This is a genomic window from Pedobacter sp. CG_S7 (assembly GCF_040544395.1).
Lineage (GTDB): Bacteria > Bacteroidota > Bacteroidia > Sphingobacteriales > Sphingobacteriaceae > Pedobacter.
Genome location: NZ_JBEONS010000002.1, coordinates 12517 through 31536 on the forward strand (window position 1 = coordinate 12517; position 19020 = coordinate 31536).

Sequence of the window (19020 nt, forward strand, 5' to 3'; positions counted from 1 at the left end):
AAACAGCTGATAATCAGTTGGTTGATTGATTTTTGGCCGGTGTTCATCAAATAGCCATCAAATAAGAATTATGCCCAAACAGGTAAATAAGAAGGATATTTTCTTGACTTACTTTCCGGATCATCTTTTTTGATTACACCATCCTCCAATGCATCTTTTATCATGCGAGATGCAATAGCAGCGTTCTGGTCTTCAATTTTAAATCTATCTCTTAAAGATTGATTAGTCATTTTCTCATTTGACACATATTTTAAGCAAGCGTGTTGATAACAGGCTCTAATCTTTTCTTTCTTATCTAAGTCGTTAAGTGTTTTGTAACTGTACACCGTAACTCTGGTTCTTTTTTCTGCTACAATCACATTTATCGGTGGCAATTGATACAATTCATTATAATAGATAACTTTATCCAGGCCACTTCCCTTTTCTTCACAAAAACCCATTCGTCTCATCAAGTCGGCTAGTTTTTCATTTCTAGAGAGATAAGCATCAATAAATCTTTCAGGGGTAACGAGTGGTGTGCCTGGGTTTGATATTTCAATTCTATCCGTAAATATTTCAACCATTGGAAATCCCTTTTCATTCAAATCTTGGTGAATTAATGCATTGGCGACCAATTCTCTAATGGCAATTTCGGGATACATTCTGGTTTCAGTTCTCAACGCTTTACCAATCTCTTCGTTTGCGGGTAGTTGACTATTTATCCAGTCCATTAAACCTTCAAAGCCAATTGCATAACCTCTACCGCCAATTTGTTCTCTTTCTGTAATGACTTTATTTTTGCCTTTATAGACAATTACCCTAACTGATTTTCGCTCTACACTTTCAAAATCTTTTAACTGTTTAGCAAATAATAAAGCGCCAAGTTTGGTGATTGCATATCCTTTACTTTTTACCACCAGCCCTTCTTCCACAAATTTATCAATCGCACCTTGCTGTGTAGAAGGATAAGGGAGCTTAATTAAATCGAAATAGGTCTCTATACTTAGAAATTTGGGAATGTCGGAAGCTGTTAAATTATCTTTAGCAATTTCTTTTTCGAATGGGATAGTCTCTTTTTTCCAGATTTTAGCCTGTTTTTCCGGGAAACCGTTAAGTTTCCTGGTAATGCTGCCCACTCTGATATATGCATAATGCAAAAACTCCACAGGTTGTATTTTTGCTGCTGGTATAACGAAAATGGTTAATTGCCTATCTGCATCATAATTAAACTCGTAAATGCTAAAATCTATACGTGGGTTCAATCTGGTGGCTAACCAATGCTCTAGTTCTTCGCTACCTTTTTTATGTGATTTTCCCTTAAAGGTGCTACCTTTAATAAGGTGTGTTGTATCTTCAACTCCAAAAACTAAATAAGCAAAAGGCTGATTTTGTATACAAGCCCCATTGGAAAGCGCGGATATTCTTTCGCCAATTTCTTCTGCAGAATGGAAATTTAATTTAAATTCTACCCATTCACTTTCATGAGGTTGTTTTACCAGTTCATTAAGTAATTCTATGAGTTGTTGTTGGGTCATACTGCAATTTCCTTTTCAGTTAGTTCTCCTGCAAACGCTTTCCGTAAAATAGATTTTTTCAATTCTTCTAAGTCATTTATTTTCTGCTTATAGATGGCATCTAATTTTATTATTTCAACTGAAAGAGCGTCGAGGTTGGCAACAATTTTGTCTTGTTCTTTCAGGGATGGTAGAGGCAAATTATATTCTTTAATCATTGGAACGGTTAATTGAGGTATCGCACTTCCACTTCTTATTATTTCCAAATTATCTATAGAATGTTTCAGAAACTCTAAATTGATCAAAGAAAAATTTGGAATTAGAACAATCAGCCTTACAATTGGCAGATAATTTTTAAATCTGATTTCAGTATGACCTGTTCCACTTCCTCTAGCCGAAATTGTTATTGACGGCTTTTTAACTCTTGCGGAATCTGTGTAGCCATAGAACCCACTATCTTTTACTGCATTCGCATATATAGGAATTTGATGTTTTTCATTTTTTTCTAATGAAAAATTGTTTTTTGGGGCATCTCCTCCTGCAAATATTTCATCACAAACTTCTCTGATTTTTTTCGTTTCCCAATTCGCATTCTTAAAAACACTTTGCAAATAACTATCAAAAAGTTCTTTAGCATTTTTTAAATTTTGTTGGGCATTGGCTTTTGCTTTGGCAATTATTGCAAAGGTTTCATCTAAAATTGCAACAATTTGTTGTTGTTTGGTCAAGGATTTTGGAAATACAATTTCAATTTGTTTAAGATTTCCGTTGTAAAGTCGAGAAATTGTAGCCCCCTTTGTAGTTCGCCAATTGCAAATTTCATAAAATCGATAGAGATAATCATTTAGGACTTTTTTTTCATTATTGTCAATCCAAACAATATTTGAGTCTTGAAAATAAGCTGGTTTGCCATCATACCTAACACATCTTCCAATTGTTCCCGAAGCAGAGATTAAAATGTCACCATTTTTAGGAAAGGAAAACCGCTTCCTGTAATCATTATAAATTTCGTTAGAAATAAAGGCATCTGGTTCCTTACCAAAAGTGCCTATTTTAAAAAATGGAATATCGCCTGAGTACGATGTTTGTTCTTTAAAAATTCTTTTGCACATTGATGCTTTACCAATTTCTCCCAATGTACTTATTTCCCAACCTTCTCTCATATCAGTTCCAAAATTGAGTTTAAAATGACAGCACTCTCTTCATCCAGGGCTTTCATTTCCGTTAAGATTTGTTGCGGTTGGCGTAAGGATGCTTCTTCTTTTTTATTGGGGTTTTTGGCAGAGAGGTCAAAAGTGCTTTGGTCGATATCTTTTACATTAATGCTCCAAGAGTTTTCGCTATCCGCTTTGGTTTTTTGTAGGGTTACAAAATCGGCCAAATCCTTTTCATTTAGGGCGTTAGTCTTACCTAAGTTTCTGGTTAAATTCAATTGATAAAACCAGACATTTTGCGTTGGTGATCCCTTTTCAAAGAACAACACTACCGTTTTTACACCTGCACCAGTAAAGGTTCCACCAGGTAAATCTAGAACGGTATGTAGATTGCAGTTTTCTAAAAGCAATTTGCGCAAGCTTACACTGGCATTATCGGTGTTGCTTAAAAAGGTATTTTTAATGACTATACCAGCTTGACCGCCAGCTTTTAGAATCTTGATAAAATGCTGTAAAAACAAAGAAGCAGTTTCGCCAGTTTTAATCGGGAAATTTTGTTGCACTTCTGCACGCTCTTTACCACCAAAAGGAGGATTAGCTAAGATGACATCATAGCGGTCTTTTTCTTGGATATCGGCAATGTTTTCGGTAAGAGTATTGGCATGTATAATATTAGGGGCTTCTACACCATGCAAAATCATGTTCATAATGCCAATTATGTAGGCTAATGATTTTTTCTCTTTTCCGTAGAAGGTTTTCTTCTGTAAGGTTTCAGTATCCTTGGTTGTTAAAGCTTTGCTGTTTTTAAGGTAGTCAAAAGCTTCGCATAAAAAGCCAGCACTGCCTACCGCACCATCATAAATGGTATTGCCAATTTTGGGATCAACCACTTTAATTATAGTTTTAATTAAAGGGCGTGGGGTGTAGTACTCTCCGCCATTACGGCCAGCATTACCCATGTTTTGTATCTTTGCCTCGTACAGATGGCTCATCTCGTGCTTTTCTGCATTGGTTCTAAAACGAAGTTCATCAATACGGTTAATAACCTCACGCAAGTTGTAGCCACTTTGTATTCGATTTTTTAGCTCACTAAAAATCTCGCCAATTTTATATTCAATGGTATCAGCACTTTCAGCATCTGATTTAAATTTCTTCAGGTAAGGAAATAACTGGATGTTTACGAAATCGTTTAAATCATCTCCAGTTAAAGCATTGTGATCTATCTTTCCATTTTCTAATTTTGGTGCTGCCCATATACTCCACTGATATTCCGGTGCGATAATGTCAGTATATGATTTACCTGTTAATTCGGCAGCAGTCCTTTTATCCTGCTCTAGGTCATCAAGGTATTTTAAAAATAGCACCCAGGAGGTTTGCTCTACATAATCCAATTCACTTCCACAACCAGCATCTTTATGCAGGATGTCATCTATATTTTTAAAAGTTTGTTCGAACATTCGTTTTGAAGGATATTTATACTCTTCAAATATGGTGATTTTCAAACTTTTATTTCTGAATTTTTGGAGATCGTATTTTTATCTTAAATGAAAGAAATTCTTTAACATAATTCGCAATTTGGATTTACCTATATACCCATATATACGGATATACAGGTAAAAATCATTTTCCTGGCCCTTCAATTGTTTTGATTTCCTTTCGCTTTTTCATTACATCCATCATCAATTTCACCTCTTCCTCTCGTTTATTAACTAGGTATTCGGCATTTTTTGAATCCTTATGATAAATTGAATCGATTCTGACCGTTAATGATGGTTGCTCCAATCTTATCATCCTCAATTTCAAGCTGTCATCTTTTAGATTTTGCTGACTAAAGAAAAAAGCTATGCTTATGCCTAGTAAAACCAAGGAGAAAGCTGTAATTGAAGCCAATACGATAATCCATTTCCTAGAGCGAATATCTATTCTGTGTGAATGGCTGATTTCCGTTTTAGCAGGAATTTGGCTTACATATTCTTTTAGCTCATCTACCTTTTTTTCAATCCATCCTTCTTTTTTTTGAACAATTGCGATGATGTTACAAGCCTGTTGCTGTAGGTTTCCATAGTCGGTAACATATTTGTCAACTGAGCCATTAACATCCTTAATGCAACTCACTAGTAACTTTCTGTTTTCACTGTCCGTAGCTTGTGTCTCACTGCAAGATTTTAAGGTCTGATCAATCGAATCAAGAATTGTGATTATTGAAGGCAATATGGCCGACACATCTTTTTTAAGTAACGTTGTATTTAATTGGAGTTCTTCAACCTGCTGTTTGATGTTTTCTATTTCCATTTTAGTAATGTTTTAATTGTCTTTTTTTCTTTTTGCCAGCCTCGTCATCCTGGTCATGACTAATATCTATTTGAAAATTAAATCCAGTTGTATGATTTGGTGAATCGATAGACGGCTCTACAAAAGGACTGCGATCAGTCACACTTTGAATCGAAGGCAGTTGTTGATTAAAAACTTTATTTATTTCATTAAAGCTCAGAGAACGGTCTATTTCAGAACCTTTAAGAGTGTAATTGTCCTTTGTAAAAGAGATGCCCTGAATTTCATCTGTCTGTCCACGATATTTGAATTGGATTTGGATACCCTTGTATTTTAGGAAACTTTCAAGGTGATTCCAGTCCTTGCAGACTTTTACGCCATCTTTTATCGAGTCAAACATTTGATATTTGACCTTATCTGCACCTTTAAGCCTTCCAATGTTAACGTTTTCCTTGCCAACGGCTTGATGGAATTTGTACTTTGCATTAAGCTCCTTGCAAAGTTTTAGGCTTCTTATTCTCATGTAATTATTTGCAATAGTTTTGCCGTGATAGTTTACCCTGTTGTAAATAATGTGGATGTGTGGGTGTTTACGATCATAATGCCGTACAGCGATGTATTGTGTGTCTTTTATTCCCATCTTTTCCAAATACTGTCGAGCAACCAATGCCATAATTGTATTATCAATTCGCTTGCTGTCCTTTTCATGCCATGCCAGTACAATATGACCCACAGCCTTACTTAAGTTTGGATTTAGCTGTCTTTGCAGATTAAAGTCTCGTGTTATGGTTTGGGAGCTGAAATTAGATAGGCCATTTACATCGATGATCTCACTATCTTCTTTCAATACATAATTGACACACCCCTTGAATGATGTTCTTTCAATGATTTTGGCTACCATAAATTTTAAGCTGATTTAAATAGTGATTGATATGGTCAATTGTCTTTTGACAATACACAGCAAAATTATATAAGCCACTTTCATTCGCTTTTTTTGTAAGCTGGTTCAGGTTATTGGCAACTCCTGAAAAATCTCTAAATATCTTGAGCTCATCAGGGGAATATTTTGGGTAAACCTTTTTTTGAATGGAACTTTTCCTAACCCACTCCGACTTATTCATATTTGCTATTTTTGCATTTTTGAGTACGAGTGTAAACTCCGTTTCATCAAATCGTACGTTGATGTTGAAACGTTTTTTATTTTCTGATAGAGGTCGACCTCCTTGGTTCTTCGACATAGGTTTATAGATTAAATATGACCAACGGGAGTAAAAACTGGTTTCGCGTTCACGGAAACACAACCTTGCAACTCCATTTGCAGAATATCCTCGGAGAGATGAACGGCAAAAAGAAAAATGATATTTTTAAAGTTATTGTGACATCGTACCAATCGTACTTTTCGTAAACCTCGTATCGGTACGTGAATTACGTTTTGTACGATTAGTACGAATTGGTAGTTAGGTGCTCTTAAGCCATTTTCGTATAGCACCTTCTGTGACGCCTAATTGATCGGCTATTGCAATGTTTGACAATCCTTGGTTTTTTAGCCGGGTTGCTGATTCTATTTTCGAACTACGTGTGTTTTCTGTCGGTTGTCTTATTAAATCAAGCTCATTCCCTCGAGCTATTTCCCTGAACCCGAGATATCCATCCACTTTTGTAATTTCACAAATCAATACATTATCAGTATCATAGACGAGTTCAGAACTCCTCACTTTTAATTGCTTGATGTAACGTATATTCTTGTCTTTTGCCGAACGCCCGATTGTAAAAACAGAATCTGCAAAATTGCTTTTCATCTTTGAACCTTGAAGGTCATTTAAGCTGATGGGTCGCCATTCATCAACTTTTTTATTGTGCTCCAGGATGAGAAAAGTTAATCCCTGTCCAAATTTCATTTCACTTAGGCTGTTCATAATAGGGATAGTGCATTTAGCGGTATCGGTTGAGCCTGCAACAATCTTGGTCATGTTATCTATAACTATTACCGTTGCACTGGTTTCTTCAATATGCCTTTTTAGCGATGCGATAAAAAATTCTTCATATCCCATTTCTGGAAATTTCTTTAGAACGCAATACCCAGCCCTATAAAAATTCTCCGGAAATTTGAAGTGTTGACCTTCATCTGTTCGATATCTTTTTTCAAACTGTTTATCTGATAGTTCTAGATCCACATATAGCACTTGGTAGCCGATCTTTGCGATTTGCGTTGCAATTTGGACGGATAATGCAGTCTTTCCAATTCCTGTGTCTGCAAAGAGAATAACCAGTTCTCCCTGAATTATCAAAGGATCATAAAGGAGTTTAGGGTCAGGTTGGAGTGATGCGTCGTGTAAAACTTGATTGGCAGTTCTTACTTCTAATAGATTGGGGCTATTATTTTCCATTGAAACCTCCTCGTTTTTGTGACCACAAAGCCATTGCATTTATTACTTCGCTTTTTTTGAAGTACACACGCTTACCTAATCTTAGGTAGGGGATAAGACCCTTTTTCATCCAATCTGTCAGGCTAACAAGGGAGATGTCAAGTTCCTCGGCCATTTCTTTCTTGGTGGAAAGTTTTTCTTCTTTTTGCTGTTTAATCAGCGAGTCATCATTCAGATTTAAAATCTGAAATTTCATTTCTTCCCTTACTGCATCCCTGATGCATTCTATTAAGGCATTAGAATCAAATAATTGCATACTTTGCTCAGTTAAGTAAATTAAAACTTGATTAAGTGGCCACTTAATTCTTGTTCGTTAACAGGAGCAAAGCTGAGCAAAGAAGGGGAAAAAGGCTGCCTGTGAAATCTGTAAAGGCATGCTTTTAATAGAGATTTTACTTCTTAGGCATTATAGTTCCATAGATCTAACGAATAGTAAATCCAATGAATACGCATAGCCTGCCAATTAACCACTGTAAAGGTTAAAGCTATACCCGTATTATAATTACCTTTATCTACACAGATCATGGCTAGTATGCAAAAACTAAATCCTTACGAACTTCTATCTAGAATAAAAGGTAATATTCCGCAATCACAAAATGAATATGATAGTCTTAAATCGGCTTTATATGAGGATCTATTTGTGAAAATACCAGTTGTAGTAAATAAAATCCCAAAAGGTCAGTGTTTATTCCGGACAGTTCCTGTCTCGAGAGTGGATATTTCTATAGGAAGGAAGAAGTATATTAGCCATAGGCCAGATTGGGTGGATTACCCGTATTTCAACCGATGCAGCGAACCTCAACAAAGTCATTTTTACTGCTCTACTGACAGGATGCTATCACTCGTAGAGTGTTCCTATTTCATTTCTGCAGGTGAAGATCTTAATGCAAAATTTAACAAAGAAAGTGAAATGCTAGAAGTCGGCGTTTGGGAGGCTACTAAAGATTTATATGTTGCGGACTTAAGATTTGGTGATTTCGCTCATGCAGATTCAGAAGAACACTTAACTGAGTTAAAAACAAAATACGGCCAGTTTGCAAGTGAACAGTTTGTTGTGGGTTTTTTTGAATTCATTAACCGGTCATTTGAAACGCCTATTAATAAGCTCAATCACTTGCACTACTGGTTAACAGCAGCTAGTCGTACCAATGTTTAAAATTGATCATAACTGCAAAGACCCCCGTTACAGGTGAGCTTATATAGGCTGAATATTGGGTCATTTTTCTGTACTTGTTCCCATGAAGACATTTAGTTCGCTTGCAACCCAATATTTATTTCTGCTACACATCAAAAAGGGCGTCCATTGTAATCTCTGATTGTACCAGCCCAGGATGGCTTGACAGATTTTTTACACCATAAGTAGTAACCATTGTTAAAAATAAAGTTTTTTTAGTTCCAGTCTGTTCTTGGAAGCATTCGAGTTTGTTATTTAGTTCCGTGACGTAGGTTTTACTGATCTCAAAAGGTTTGGTAGAGAATTTGATTTCGCAAATATTGATACAGGAATCGTTACGGTCAATAAGCAGGTCAATCTGGGCACCTTTTTCTGTTTTAACTTTTGGCTGGTATCTCCAGACAGATTCTTCTGTATAGAGGGCTTCTATTCCCATCGCTTTTTTAATTTGGTGAAGATGTTTCAAGCAAATGCTCTCAAACGCATTTCCGCTCCAACTGTTCCATGATTGCCCAGTCATGGCCTTTAGCCATGTTCCACTACCCGTTGCCTTGCTTCCATCTATATATTTCAGGTAAAATAATGAGTATTCGTCCACCAGTTTATAAAGTTTGTCCCGGCTGTTTTTTCCAAATGGGGTATAATCTGCTATAAATCCAGATTCAATAAGCTCATCCAGTAACTTGGTGGTATATCCACCAGTTGTCAGCTTGCAGGCATCGATGATTTCCTGACGCGACAAACCCTTGCCCTTTTTTGCCAGTGCTTTTACAATATCGATATGGCTCTGTGCATTATCGAAAAGGGAAAAATAGAGGTTTTTGAATTCGTCCTGCAAAAGGCCATCTTTTGTAAAGCATAGTTTATCGATACCTTGGGCGGCACTCTCTCCGGGTGTAATTTCCTTTAGATAGTGTGGAACACCTCCAATTGCCATATATAGCTGTAAGACCTGGTATTTATCAAGTTTCACTTTCCTGTGTTTCAGGTAAACTGCTGTTTCTCCTACCGTAAAGGGTAATAATCTGATCCGTTTGGTTACCCGGTTATGTAATCCACCCTTGTTGTTTACAATCTTTGTTATCATCCATGAGGCGGCCGATCCGCAAATGACCACTACAAGTTTCGGCTCCCTCGATGCCCAAGTATTCCAGAACTGTTCAAACGCAGGTAAGAAACCAGATTTTGGAGTGTCCATCCACGGAAACTCGTCCATAAAAATGACTGTCTTTTGTTTTTTGACCAATGGAGCCAAATATTGCTTGAGCATTTCAAATGCTTTCAGCCAGCTATCAGGCTTGGCCAAAGGCAAAGATCCTGAAGCGTTGGTCAGCGCCAGACTGAAGCCTTCCAATTGCTGATCAAGGGCAGCATGGTGTATGCCAGAAAATTCAAAAGCAAGCTCCCTACTGAAGCCGTTTCTGACCAGGAAGGTCTTACCTACGCGTCTTCGCCCATAGATAGCCACTAGTTCTGCATCTGTGGATTTCTGGATGTCCAGTAATATTTTTTTTTCTGTCGTCCGCCCAATTATTGTTTCCATCTGATCTCGATATATGTGGCAAAGATAATGATTAGTTTGACTTATGGCGTGATATAAGTCTTTATATTGCGCCATAACCTTGGTGTATGTATGGTTTATGGCGTGATATGCTTTTCTATACTGCGCCATAACCATTCTTCTTCGGAAGATTATTTAGTGCAGGATATGATTCCCATAATCGTCCATCGGGGATGTTGGACTGGATTAAGGTTTCATGATTATTCTCAGCTGATTACCAATTCCAAGATTATAGGCGAGTTTATTCATATTATCAAAACGGCTAAAACGGGGGCCGGTGTAGCTATTCCATTATTGCCTGTAGTTAAGGATATTTTAAAGAAGTACGAGAATTCTGATAAGAGGCTATTTCCTCATGCAATTACCAATCAAAAGTTAAACGAGTATATTAAAATCATTGCTGAGAAAGCGAAGTTGACACAGCCGATCCAGATATCAATTCCAGTTGCTGGCAAAAGGAAAATAATTACACAGCCCTTCATAATTTAGTAACCACACACTCCGCAAGGCGTTCCTTTGCCTGTTTCTAACTTTTTATTTTTTTTCGAAGTTAAAAGCAATGTTTTCGTCAAGAGGTGTATAGCTTTAGTTTGAAGTTTTAGTTCAATATTACAATGTTTTATTTATATAAAATACTTGTTTGCCTTGCGGAGATGATATGATGTATTTTACCGTTGTTCACTAATGTGTAATGTTCATGATACATGAACAATTCTTATTAATGAACGGAATTCGCCGTAAATATTTGAAATACAAACAAGGTTCATTATATTTGGTTGTTCATGTAACATGAACTTATTTAAGTAGTGAACATGAAAGAAGAGCAAATTTTACTTCCTGCATTAGATAGGCTGACAGAAATTACAGGGATTGAAGCCAGGATTTTGGATTTACCTAGCAAAAGGAACGAGCCCGTAGATGCAATCATTCAGATATCTAAGGGGAAACAAAGCTACATTTTTGAAGCAGATGTTAAAACTGAACTTAGGACAGCTGCATTATCAAATGTATTGAATAAGCAGTTGCTTACTGACGGAAAGATTATAATGGTTTCTAGGTACATCCCTACTCCAATGAAGGAAGAGCTTAAAGCCAATAGAATAAGCTATATCGAAAGTTCGGGAAACTGCTATATTGAGACAAGTGGTATTTATGTTTTCATCAGTGATCAAAAAAGTCCACCTTTAAAGACCATCGAGGAAACCAAGCTATGGGCTCCTTCTGGTATGAAGTTTCTTTTTGCAATCTTAATGGATCAGGAGATCTTGAATTCATCTTATAGAAATATGGCTTATACAGCAGGTGTTGCCCTAGGAAATATAGGTAGTTTTATAAACGAGCTAAAAAGAGAAGGGTATGTAATTACGGGGATGAGAAACAAACAGGAGAGATTATTACTAGAAAATAAGCCAATGTTGATCGACAAATGGGCTGATATGTATAGGAACATTCTTCGGCCTAAACAACTGATTGGTAAGTTCAGATTTAACAAAAAAGAGGATAGAGAGAACTGGCATAGCTACGTTGGTTCTGATCTTAATATATATTGGGGCGCTGAAACTGCCGGAGCGATACTTACACAATATCTTTCTCCAGAGGTGTATACGATTTATTCAAATGAGGATCGTTTCGAACTGATGAGGAAACTTAAAATGGTGCCTGATCAGAGTGGAGAGGTAGAACTGCTCAGGCCTTTTTGGAATGAGGAAGTATTTTCAACTGATGCAGATACTGTACCGCCAATGCTTGCCTATGCAGAACTAATCAGTAGTTTCGACAGTAGAAACCGCGAAACCGCCATGCGCATAAAAGAAAAATATGTCAAATAATCTAATCCTTGCACCTGCTATAGCCGAAATGCTATTAGACCTACAAGTGGTGTTTTCAAAGTTCGATATCGATTTTTATCTCGTTGGAGCCATAGCACGAGACATACATCTTTCGGCCAATGAACAGTTGGCATCGGCCCGTGGAACAAAAGATGTAGATCTGGCTATAACGATCAGTGACGAAGGACAATATAACCAGGTTAAGGCAGCGCTTGTCGAGACGGGTTTGTTTGATGTACACGAAACCGAAGCAATTAAGCTAATGTATAAAAATAGTATTGAGGTTGATCTGTTGCCGTTTGGGGATATTGAACAGCCCAACAGAAATGTCAGGCTAACAGATCCGACTTTTGTCCTAAATATGCCTGGTTTTACCGAGATATATCCATTTGTTAAGGATTTTGAGCTGGGAAACGGGCAGATCATCAAGGTATGTAGCCATTTATTTAAGTCTCCTCGGGACCACAGATTAAAATAGTAAACCCTGTAAACTAAACATTCAAGGGGTTTTTTGTTTTACTTCCAGTATTACTTACAATCAAGTACGCTTTATTATATATAACCTCACCAGCTGCAAAAAAACTAAACAGTTAAATTTCTTCAATTCACCATAAAACAAGGTCTTTGGAATAAAAGGTGTAAATTGTTTACTATTCTTTCCTTATTAATATTATTGGTACATAAATATACTAATAATTTATAATTGGTATTATATTGTATTATATTTGTAGGGTGATTGGATGTGATACGAAATATGTTAATTAAAAATAATCATTAAGTTTTAATAAAGATAAGAATACAGATCAATGAAAGACTCAACAACAATATTTGAAAACATGATGCTTAATCAGGAGATATTAAACCTAGATAAGCATACTCCTTCCCATAATACATCGCTCAGAACCGATGCCTTTACCATGGATGATGAGACGAAAATTGAACGAATTGAAAAACATTTTGCTAGTATCATGCATCTTTTGGGTTTAGACTTAACTGACGATAGTCTGAAGGATACGCCAAGACGGGTTGCAAAAATGTATGTGAAAGAGATTTTCAGTGGACTTAATCCGGCCAATAAACCAGAACCAACCTTATTTAAAAATGTTTACCGCTATAACCAGATGCTTGTTGAAAAGAACATTGCTGTATTTAGCAATTGTGAGCATCACTTTGTGCCTATCGTTGGTAAAGCACATGTAGCCTATATCAGCAATGGGCATGTAATAGGTCTTTCTAAGCTTAACAGGATTGTACAGTATTGCTCTCAACGGCCACAGGTACAGGAAAGGCTGACCATCCAGATTGCAAATGAAATTAAAGAGGCGCTTGGAATCGAAGATGTTGCGGTGGTCATAGATGCCCATCATCATTGCGTTTCCAGTCGAGGGATAAGAGATCATAACAGCTCCACGCTAACAGCAGAATATGGGGGACAATTTTTAAATCCTGATGTTAAAAACGAATTCTTAAAATATATTTCTTGATGAATTTTAATGGAAAGAATATCTTAGTGATAGGCGGAAGTTCCGGCATCGGCTTATCACTTATTAAACGGCTCAGTGCCGATGGCGCTCATATTTATAATGTCTCCAGATCGGCTTCTGAGGAATGGCCGAGTGGTGTCCTACATTTGCCCCTTGATGTATTAGGGGATATAAGTGCCATTGCAGGTTTTTTGCCAGAACAACTTCATGGACTTGTTTACTCTGTAGGTAGTATTAACTTAAAACCTTTTTCCCGCTTAACAGAAGATGATTTTTTAATAGATTATCGGTTAAATGTTTTGGGTGCAGTACGCATGATTCAGCAATCAATCAAGAACTTAAAAAATTCAAAAGGGGCATCCATTGTTTTAATCAGTTCGGTTGCTGCACGTACAGGGATGGGTTTCCATGCCAGTATTTCTGCAGCAAAAGGTGCTGTAGAGGGGCTAGCTCTTTCTTTAGCAGCAGAGTTAGCCACACATCATATTCGTGTAAATGTAGTGGCACCTTCCCTTACAGATACACCTCTGGCTCAAATGTTACTGAATACACCCGAAAAGAAGGAGGCTTCAGCTAAAAGACATCCCTTAGGGAAATATGGTGTGGCCGATGACATCAGTGCATCCATTGCCTTTTTATTGTCGGAAGAAAGTCAATGGATGACCGCACAGGTCATCGGAGTTGACGGCGGCTTTGGAAAATTAAAAACCAATTGATAGGATCATGATTACAAGCAACCAATTTTCCGAAATGGAAAAGGATTACCGTACTACATTGATCAATAGCTTACCGGGATACAAAACGCTTCAAATGGTAGGTACCATTAGTGAGGATGGCATAACCAATCTGGGGTTGTTTAATTCTGTTTTTCATGTTGGTGCCAATCCCCCGCTATTGGGCATGATATTCAGACCAGATGGTCCTGACCATAATACGCTGAAAAACATGGAGTCTGTTGGTTACTATACCCTCAATAATGTTTTACCTGAATGGTACCAGCAGGCACACCAGGCCAGTGCCCGTTATCCTACAGAGGTCTCGGAATTCGATTTGTGTGGGTTTAAAAAATTATATATCAAAGGGTTTAAGGCCCCATTCATACAGCAATCTACCATCAGGATTGGACTGGAATTAAGAGATACCATTGATGTAGAGATTAACAATACAACTATCGTTATCGGTGAGATTACCCATATTCTGTTGGAGGATTCTCTTATTGGCGCCGATGGGTATGTAGATCATATCAAAGCAAGAACAGTTACTGTAGCAGGATTAGATAGTTATTTTACCACAAATGCATTGGGCAGAATGGCTTACGCTAAGCCAAATCAGCAGCCCTCCGTGTTAAACAGAACTTAAAGAAGCTGATAAATGGAAACTATTAAAAATACTGATGTATTGATAGTTGGTGCTGGTATTTCCGGACTGACTGCCGCAAAGGTATTAAAGGCTGCGGGCAAAAAGGTGAAAATCCTGGAAGCCTCCAATGCTGTTGGGGGAAGGGTTCAAACCGATGAAATAGATGGCTTTTTATTGGATCGGGGATTTCAGGTATTGCTCACTGCTTATCCTGAAGCCAAACGCTTTTTGGACTATAAGGCATTAGATCTCCGTCCACTTAAGCCTGGTGCTATAATCCTCAATGAAAGTGGCATCACTGAAATTGGTGACCCCTTAAGAGAGCCTTCTTCTTTTTTAAAAACCATGATGTCGCCCGCAGGAACCTTATTAGATAAACTTCGTGTGCTTCGACTAAAGCTTAGGTTATCGGCTAAAAGTATAGATGAGATTTTTGCTGAGAAAGAAACCAGCACCATGGCTTATTTAATTAATGCCGGATTCAGCAAGCGAATGATTGGGCAATTTTTTAAGCCCTTTATGACCGGGATTTTTCTCGAAAACCAACTAAAAACATCTAGTCGGATGTTTGAGTTTGTGTTTAAAATGTTCAGTGAAGGGGATAACGCTATACCGTCTAAAGGCATGGGCATGATTCCCAGGCAATTGGCGAATGGGCTAACCAATGATGAATTGGTGTTTGAAGAACGTGTTATCGCTATTGAGGGAAATAAAGTTAAAACCTCCTCAGGCTCCATTTTTCAATCTGAATATATTTTAATTGCCACAGATGCAATTAATTTACCTGTACCCTTTGAAAGGAATATACCTTCGTATAAGTCTGTTATTAACATTTATTTTACTGCTGATAAGCCTCCTTTTACCAAACCGATTATTGCATTAAATGCATTATCCCATAAATTGGTAAACAATATAGCGGTGATGGACCAAATTTCTTCAGAATACTGTCAGCGAGGCAAATCACTGATTTCTGTTTCCCTGATTGGTGACTATAAAGATGTAGAGTTGACTTCAATTGTCCCAAAAGTAATCAACGAACTAAAATTCTGGTATCCTGATGCGGTAAAATGGAAGTTTTTGAAAATGTACCAGATTCCGTATGCTTTGCCAAATGATGAGCAGGTGTTAAATGACCCTGGACCCGAAGCTTTGAGGCTAAATGAACACTGTTTTATTTGTGGGGATCATTTATTAAATGGCTCTATTAATGCAGCTATGAAAAGTGGAAGAATGGCTGCTGAAGCGATAATTAACATAAAGAATTGATCCTGTTAATTTTATTCCTGGTGAACACCTATGAAGCAATCTAAAAACCAAAAAGCCGGATTTTATATAAAAGCCGGCTTTTTGGTTTTTCAATATAATAAAATTTACTTACCTGCTTTTAAAGTTTCTAAAAGTAGTTTAGCAGCCTCTTCGGATGAACCTGGGTTTTGACCAGTAATTAAAAGACCGTCTTTTTTTACATAAGAACCCCAGTCTGCTCCTTTGCTATAAGTACCACCTAGCTTTTTCATTTCGTCTTCTAAAAGAAAAGGAACAACATGAGTCAACTGAACAGCTTCTTCTTCAGAATTTGAGAAACCAGTTACTTGCTTCCCTTTAACTAAAGGGTCACCGTTGGGCGCTTTCACATTAACTAAAGCTCCTGGCGCATGGCATACAAAGGCAACGGGCTTATTGTTTTTGTAAAAAGCTTCGATTAATGCAATTGATATTTTATCCTCTGCCAAATCCCAGAGCGGTCCATGACCACCGGGATAGAAAACGGCATCATAATTTGCCTCATTAATTTCACTTAGTTTTTCTGAGTGTGCCAGTTTAGTTTTCAAAGCTTCATCTTTTTTGAAACGTTCTGTTGCCGGTGTTTGTGCATCAGGAGCATCACTTTTTGGGTCAATGGGTGGCTGACCACCTTTGGGAGAGGCAATAGTTAGTTCAACTCCTGCGTCTGCCATTACATAATAGGGTGCCGCAAACTCTTCTACCCAAAAGCCTGTTTTTTCACCGGTATTCCCTAAATCACTATGGGATGTTAATACGATTAAAACTTTCATAATTGCTGTTTTTATCATTAATAACTCATCTCAATAATTTTCTCTACGTCCGAAGGGGCAAGGGTTTTATGTTCTCCCAGTCCCAACCATCCTCTTTCTGTGAAACGTTTCGAGATCTTCTCTGCCGTTCCTTTATAATCTGTTGTGTATTCAGATAGCTTGGTTTCTATTTCCAGAGAGTGGAAAAAGTCTTCTGTTTTAGAAATAGCCACTTGCGCAATTTCCTCTGTTGATCCTTCAGTTAATCCCCATACTCTTTTGCCGTATTGAGCTAACTTTTCTTTTTTAGCTTCAAAATTGTAACGATAATGACTTGGGGCAACAACGGCTAAAGTTCTTGCATGGTCTATGCCAAATAAGGCTGTCAATTCATGTCCCATTGCATGCACTGCCCAGTCTGTCGGCACACCTTTTTGAATCAAACCGTTTAACGCCATTGTACAGCTCCACATAAAATTAGCTGCCGCTTCATAATCTGAAGGGTCTTTGGTAATTCTTGGCGCTATCTCTATCAAGGTTTGCATAATGCTTTCCGCAAAACGATCCTGTAAATAAGCCTGTGTAGGGTAAGTCATGTATTGCTCTAATACATGTGTAAATGCATCCGTAATTCCATTTGCTAATTGGCGTTTTGGAATGGATTGAACCACAAGCGGGTCTAAAATTGAGAATTCAGGAAATAGACCCGGACCACCCATCGCTAATTTTTCCTGCGTTTCTTTTCTGGTGATTACCGAACCCGAATTCATTTCTGAACCTGTGGCAGGTAAAGTCAATACTGTTCCAAAAGGCAGACCTTTTTCAGTTTTAATATTGTTTTTTAGAATATCCCATGGAGAATTTCCTTCATATAAGGCTGCAGCAGAAAGAAACTTCGTTCCGTCGATTACAGAGCCACCACCAACGGCCAACATATACGTGATTTTTTCTTCTTTGATGATTTTTAAAGCATCCAGTAAAACCTCATACTCTGGGTTTGCTGGGATACCTCCAAATTCAATTACCTCAAAGCCTTTTAAGGAATTTTTAACTTGTTCGTAGATACCGTTTTTTTTAATGCTGCCACCACCGTAAAGCATGAGTACCTTTGCATCTTTTGGGATTTCTTTTCCCAAATTTTCTATTTGTCCTTTACCAAAAATTATTTTAGTAGGGTTTTTGAATTCGAAATTTAACATGATCTTTTTTTTGTTTTTTTATATTTTAACTATCATTTTACCCTCGTTTTTGCCTTCAAATAAATTTATAAAAGCTTGAGGAATTTGATCGAAACCTTCTATCAGGGTTTCCGAATAAGTTAGTTTACCTTCCTTTAGCCAATTATTCAATTGCTGTACGGCCTGAGGAAATTTTGCGGCATAGTTTGAAACAATAAAACCTTGCATCAGTACGCTGTTCTTAATCAGTATGGGCTGCACCCTGGGTCCCATTTGAACTTCAGTTTCATTATAAAGTGAAATAGCACCACAAACAGCAACACGACCGAATTTATTTATATTAGCCAGTACAGCATCTGAGATTTCTCCGCCAACATTATCAAAATAGATGTCTACTCCATCTGGAGCGGCATCTTGAATGGCCTTCTTCATATCGAGGGTTGTCTTATAGTTGATCGCTTCATCAAATCCAAATTTCGATTTTAATACGGCTGTTTTTTCATCTGTACCCGCTAAACCAATTACCCGGCAGCCTAAAAGTTTACCTATTTGTCCAACTATACTTCCAACAGCACCTGCGGCACCTGAGACAACTAATGTTTCGCCTTTTTTTGGCGATCCGATTTCAGTTAAACCCAAATAGGCAGTAAGGCCTGTCATTCCAAGTATGCCTAGATAAGCCGATAAACGAACCGTAGTGTCGGTTATCTTAGTTAAACCTATACCAGTTGATGCCTGATATTCTTTCCAATCTAAACCTCCTGAAACAAAATCCCCAACTTTATAATCAGGGTTTTTTGACTCAGAAACCTCAGCTATTAAACCTGATTGAATAGGCTCATTTAACTGAAATGGCGGCACATAAGATTTTGCATCACTCATTCTGCCGCGCAAATAAGGATCAACTGATACGTAGGTAGTTTTTAATAAAATTTCACCATCTTTTATAGAAGGATTTTCTTCTTCTATAAATTTGAAATCATTAAGGGTTGGTTTACCCACTGGTCTTTTATTTAATAGAATTACTTTGTTCATGATGTTTTAATTTTAGCGAT

Annotated in this window: 20 protein-coding genes; 8 read left to right on the forward strand and 12 right to left on the reverse strand. The window is 37.4% G+C overall.

Going from position 1 to position 19020, the window contains the following annotated elements; translation table 11 throughout:
* Positions 1-68: 68 nt before the first annotated feature.
* The 8 genes from AAKU52_RS01950 to AAKU52_RS01985 form a co-directional block, all read right to left on the reverse strand.
* Complete coding sequence (locus AAKU52_RS01950; protein ID WP_354329651.1) at positions 69-1514, reverse strand: ATP-binding protein; 1446 nt, start codon at positions 1512-1514, stop codon at positions 69-71.
* Positions 1511-2656: a restriction endonuclease subunit S gene (locus AAKU52_RS01955; protein WP_354329653.1), complete on the reverse strand. Its 1146-nt coding sequence runs from the start codon at positions 2654-2656 to the stop codon at positions 1511-1513. Before AAKU52_RS01955 ends, AAKU52_RS01950 begins: the two co-directional genes overlap by 4 nt.
* Entirely contained in the window at positions 2653-4149 is a 1497-nt protein-coding gene (locus AAKU52_RS01960; RefSeq protein ID WP_354329655.1) for a class I SAM-dependent DNA methyltransferase, read from the reverse strand. The genes AAKU52_RS01955 and AAKU52_RS01960 overlap by 4 nt, the downstream gene beginning before the upstream one ends.
* 118 nt (positions 4150-4267) lie before the next feature.
* A complete protein-coding gene (locus AAKU52_RS01965; RefSeq protein WP_354329657.1) occupies positions 4268-4939 on the reverse strand; it encodes a hypothetical protein in 672 nt (223 codons plus the stop codon).
* A gap of 1 nt (position 4940) precedes the next feature.
* On the reverse strand, positions 4941-5819 hold the full coding sequence (locus tag AAKU52_RS01970) for a relaxase/mobilization nuclease domain-containing protein (RefSeq protein ID WP_354329659.1): 879 nt from the start codon (positions 5817-5819) through the stop codon (positions 4941-4943).
* Positions 5800-6156, reverse strand: coding sequence for a plasmid mobilization protein (locus AAKU52_RS01975; protein WP_354329661.1), 357 nt, complete (start codon positions 6154-6156; stop codon positions 5800-5802). The genes AAKU52_RS01970 and AAKU52_RS01975 overlap by 20 nt, the downstream gene beginning before the upstream one ends.
* Positions 6157-6375: 219 nt before the next feature.
* Positions 6376-7305 carry an AAA family ATPase gene (locus AAKU52_RS01980; RefSeq protein ID WP_354329663.1) on the reverse strand — a complete coding sequence of 310 codons (930 nt, stop codon included), beginning with the start codon at positions 7303-7305 and terminating at the stop codon, positions 6376-6378.
* Positions 7295-7600: a helix-turn-helix domain-containing protein gene (locus AAKU52_RS01985; RefSeq protein ID WP_354329665.1), complete on the reverse strand. Its 306-nt coding sequence runs from the start codon at positions 7598-7600 to the stop codon at positions 7295-7297. Before AAKU52_RS01985 ends, AAKU52_RS01980 begins: the two co-directional genes overlap by 11 nt.
* A 384-nt stretch (positions 7601-7984) precedes the next feature.
* On the opposite strand from AAKU52_RS01985, the gene AAKU52_RS01990 reads away from it, so the two are divergent.
* Positions 7985-8500 (forward strand): hypothetical protein, encoded by a 516-nt coding sequence (locus AAKU52_RS01990; RefSeq protein WP_354329667.1) that lies wholly within the window; start codon positions 7985-7987, stop codon positions 8498-8500.
* Between the two features lie 124 nt (positions 8501-8624).
* Here AAKU52_RS01990 and AAKU52_RS01995 read toward each other — a convergent pair whose 3' ends face one another.
* Positions 8625-10061: an AAA family ATPase gene (locus AAKU52_RS01995; RefSeq protein ID WP_354329669.1), complete on the reverse strand. Its 1437-nt coding sequence runs from the start codon at positions 10059-10061 to the stop codon at positions 8625-8627.
* Between the two features lie 90 nt (positions 10062-10151).
* On the opposite strand from AAKU52_RS01995, the gene AAKU52_RS02000 reads away from it, so the two are divergent.
* The 7 genes from AAKU52_RS02000 (at position 10152) to AAKU52_RS02030 (ending at position 16017) form a co-directional block, all read left to right on the forward strand.
* The gene (locus AAKU52_RS02000) at positions 10152-10568 is read left to right on the forward strand and encodes a site-specific integrase (RefSeq protein WP_354329671.1); all 417 of its coding nucleotides are present in this window, start codon (positions 10152-10154) and stop codon (positions 10566-10568) included.
* Between the two features lie 323 nt (positions 10569-10891).
* Positions 10892-11908: a type IV toxin-antitoxin system AbiEi family antitoxin gene (locus AAKU52_RS02005; protein WP_354329673.1), complete on the forward strand. Its 1017-nt coding sequence runs from the start codon at positions 10892-10894 to the stop codon at positions 11906-11908.
* The gene (locus AAKU52_RS02010; protein ID WP_354329675.1) at positions 11898-12386 is read left to right on the forward strand and encodes a hypothetical protein; all 489 of its coding nucleotides are present in this window, start codon (positions 11898-11900) and stop codon (positions 12384-12386) included. Before AAKU52_RS02005 ends, AAKU52_RS02010 begins: the two co-directional genes overlap by 11 nt.
* Before the next feature lie 328 nt (positions 12387-12714).
* The gene (folE, locus tag AAKU52_RS02015) at positions 12715-13392 is read left to right on the forward strand and encodes a GTP cyclohydrolase I FolE (RefSeq protein ID WP_354329678.1); all 678 of its coding nucleotides are present in this window, start codon (positions 12715-12717) and stop codon (positions 13390-13392) included.
* Positions 13392-14108, forward strand: coding sequence for an SDR family NAD(P)-dependent oxidoreductase (locus AAKU52_RS02020; RefSeq protein ID WP_354329680.1), 717 nt, complete (start codon positions 13392-13394; stop codon positions 14106-14108). The genes folE and AAKU52_RS02020 overlap by 1 nt, the downstream gene beginning before the upstream one ends.
* A 7-nt stretch (positions 14109-14115) precedes the next feature.
* Positions 14116-14751, forward strand: coding sequence for a flavin reductase family protein (locus tag AAKU52_RS02025; protein ID WP_354329682.1), 636 nt, complete (start codon positions 14116-14118; stop codon positions 14749-14751).
* A 12-nt stretch (positions 14752-14763) separates the two neighbouring features.
* Positions 14764-16017: an NAD(P)/FAD-dependent oxidoreductase gene (locus tag AAKU52_RS02030; RefSeq protein WP_354329684.1), complete on the forward strand. Its 1254-nt coding sequence runs from the start codon at positions 14764-14766 to the stop codon at positions 16015-16017.
* A gap of 104 nt (positions 16018-16121) precedes the next feature.
* On the opposite strand, the gene AAKU52_RS02035 is transcribed toward AAKU52_RS02030, so the two are convergent.
* Genes AAKU52_RS02035 through AAKU52_RS02045 form a run of 3 tightly spaced genes read right to left on the reverse strand, consistent with a single transcriptional unit; the run spans position 16122 to position 19000 of the window.
* Positions 16122-16808 carry a type 1 glutamine amidotransferase domain-containing protein gene (locus AAKU52_RS02035; RefSeq protein WP_354329686.1) on the reverse strand — a complete coding sequence of 229 codons (687 nt, stop codon included), beginning with the start codon at positions 16806-16808 and terminating at the stop codon, positions 16122-16124.
* 17 nt (positions 16809-16825) lie between these two features.
* The gene (locus AAKU52_RS02040; RefSeq protein ID WP_354329689.1) at positions 16826-17986 is read right to left on the reverse strand and encodes an iron-containing alcohol dehydrogenase; all 1161 of its coding nucleotides are present in this window, start codon (positions 17984-17986) and stop codon (positions 16826-16828) included.
* An 18-nt stretch (positions 17987-18004) separates the two neighbouring features.
* A complete protein-coding gene (locus AAKU52_RS02045) occupies positions 18005-19000 on the reverse strand; it encodes an NADP-dependent oxidoreductase (protein ID WP_354329691.1) in 996 nt (331 codons plus the stop codon).
* Positions 19001-19020: the final 20 nt, after the last annotated feature.

What these genes read in the sequence shown, in the direction of transcription:
- AAKU52_RS02025 (WP_354329682.1), top strand. Translation starts at nt 14,116, where the DNA reads ATGATTACAAGCAACCAATTTTCCGAAATGGAAAAGGATTACCGTACT.
- AAKU52_RS01970 (WP_354329659.1), bottom strand. Translation starts at nt 5,819, where the DNA reads ATGGTAGCCAAAATCATTGAAAGAACATCATTCAAGGGGTGTGTCAAT.
- AAKU52_RS02040 (WP_354329689.1), bottom strand. Translation starts at nt 17,986, where the DNA reads ATGTTAAATTTCGAATTCAAAAACCCTACTAAAATAATTTTTGGTAAA.
- AAKU52_RS01980 (WP_354329663.1), bottom strand. Translation starts at nt 7,305, where the DNA reads ATGGAAAATAATAGCCCCAATCTATTAGAAGTAAGAACTGCCAATCAA.
- AAKU52_RS02020 (WP_354329680.1), top strand. Translation starts at nt 13,392, where the DNA reads ATGAATTTTAATGGAAAGAATATCTTAGTGATAGGCGGAAGTTCCGGC.
- AAKU52_RS01975 (WP_354329661.1), bottom strand. Translation starts at nt 6,156, where the DNA reads ATGTCGAAGAACCAAGGAGGTCGACCTCTATCAGAAAATAAAAAACGT.
- AAKU52_RS02035 (WP_354329686.1), bottom strand. Translation starts at nt 16,808, where the DNA reads ATGAAAGTTTTAATCGTATTAACATCCCATAGTGATTTAGGGAATACC.
- AAKU52_RS02005 (WP_354329673.1), top strand. Translation starts at nt 10,892, where the DNA reads ATGAAAGAAGAGCAAATTTTACTTCCTGCATTAGATAGGCTGACAGAA.
- AAKU52_RS01950 (WP_354329651.1), bottom strand. Translation starts at nt 1,514, where the DNA reads ATGACCCAACAACAACTCATAGAATTACTTAATGAACTGGTAAAACAA.
- AAKU52_RS01955 (WP_354329653.1), bottom strand. Translation starts at nt 2,656, where the DNA reads ATGAGAGAAGGTTGGGAAATAAGTACATTGGGAGAAATTGGTAAAGCA.
- AAKU52_RS02030 (WP_354329684.1), top strand. Translation starts at nt 14,764, where the DNA reads ATGGAAACTATTAAAAATACTGATGTATTGATAGTTGGTGCTGGTATT.
- AAKU52_RS01995 (WP_354329669.1), bottom strand. Translation starts at nt 10,061, where the DNA reads ATGGAAACAATAATTGGGCGGACGACAGAAAAAAAAATATTACTGGAC.
- AAKU52_RS02045 (WP_354329691.1), bottom strand. Translation starts at nt 19,000, where the DNA reads ATGAACAAAGTAATTCTATTAAATAAAAGACCAGTGGGTAAACCAACC.
- AAKU52_RS02010 (WP_354329675.1), top strand. Translation starts at nt 11,898, where the DNA reads ATGTCAAATAATCTAATCCTTGCACCTGCTATAGCCGAAATGCTATTA.
- AAKU52_RS01985 (WP_354329665.1), bottom strand. Translation starts at nt 7,600, where the DNA reads ATGCAATTATTTGATTCTAATGCCTTAATAGAATGCATCAGGGATGCA.
- folE (WP_354329678.1), top strand. Translation starts at nt 12,715, where the DNA reads ATGAAAGACTCAACAACAATATTTGAAAACATGATGCTTAATCAGGAG.
- AAKU52_RS02000 (WP_354329671.1), top strand. Translation starts at nt 10,152, where the DNA reads ATGGTTTATGGCGTGATATGCTTTTCTATACTGCGCCATAACCATTCT.
- AAKU52_RS01965 (WP_354329657.1), bottom strand. Translation starts at nt 4,939, where the DNA reads ATGGAAATAGAAAACATCAAACAGCAGGTTGAAGAACTCCAATTAAAT.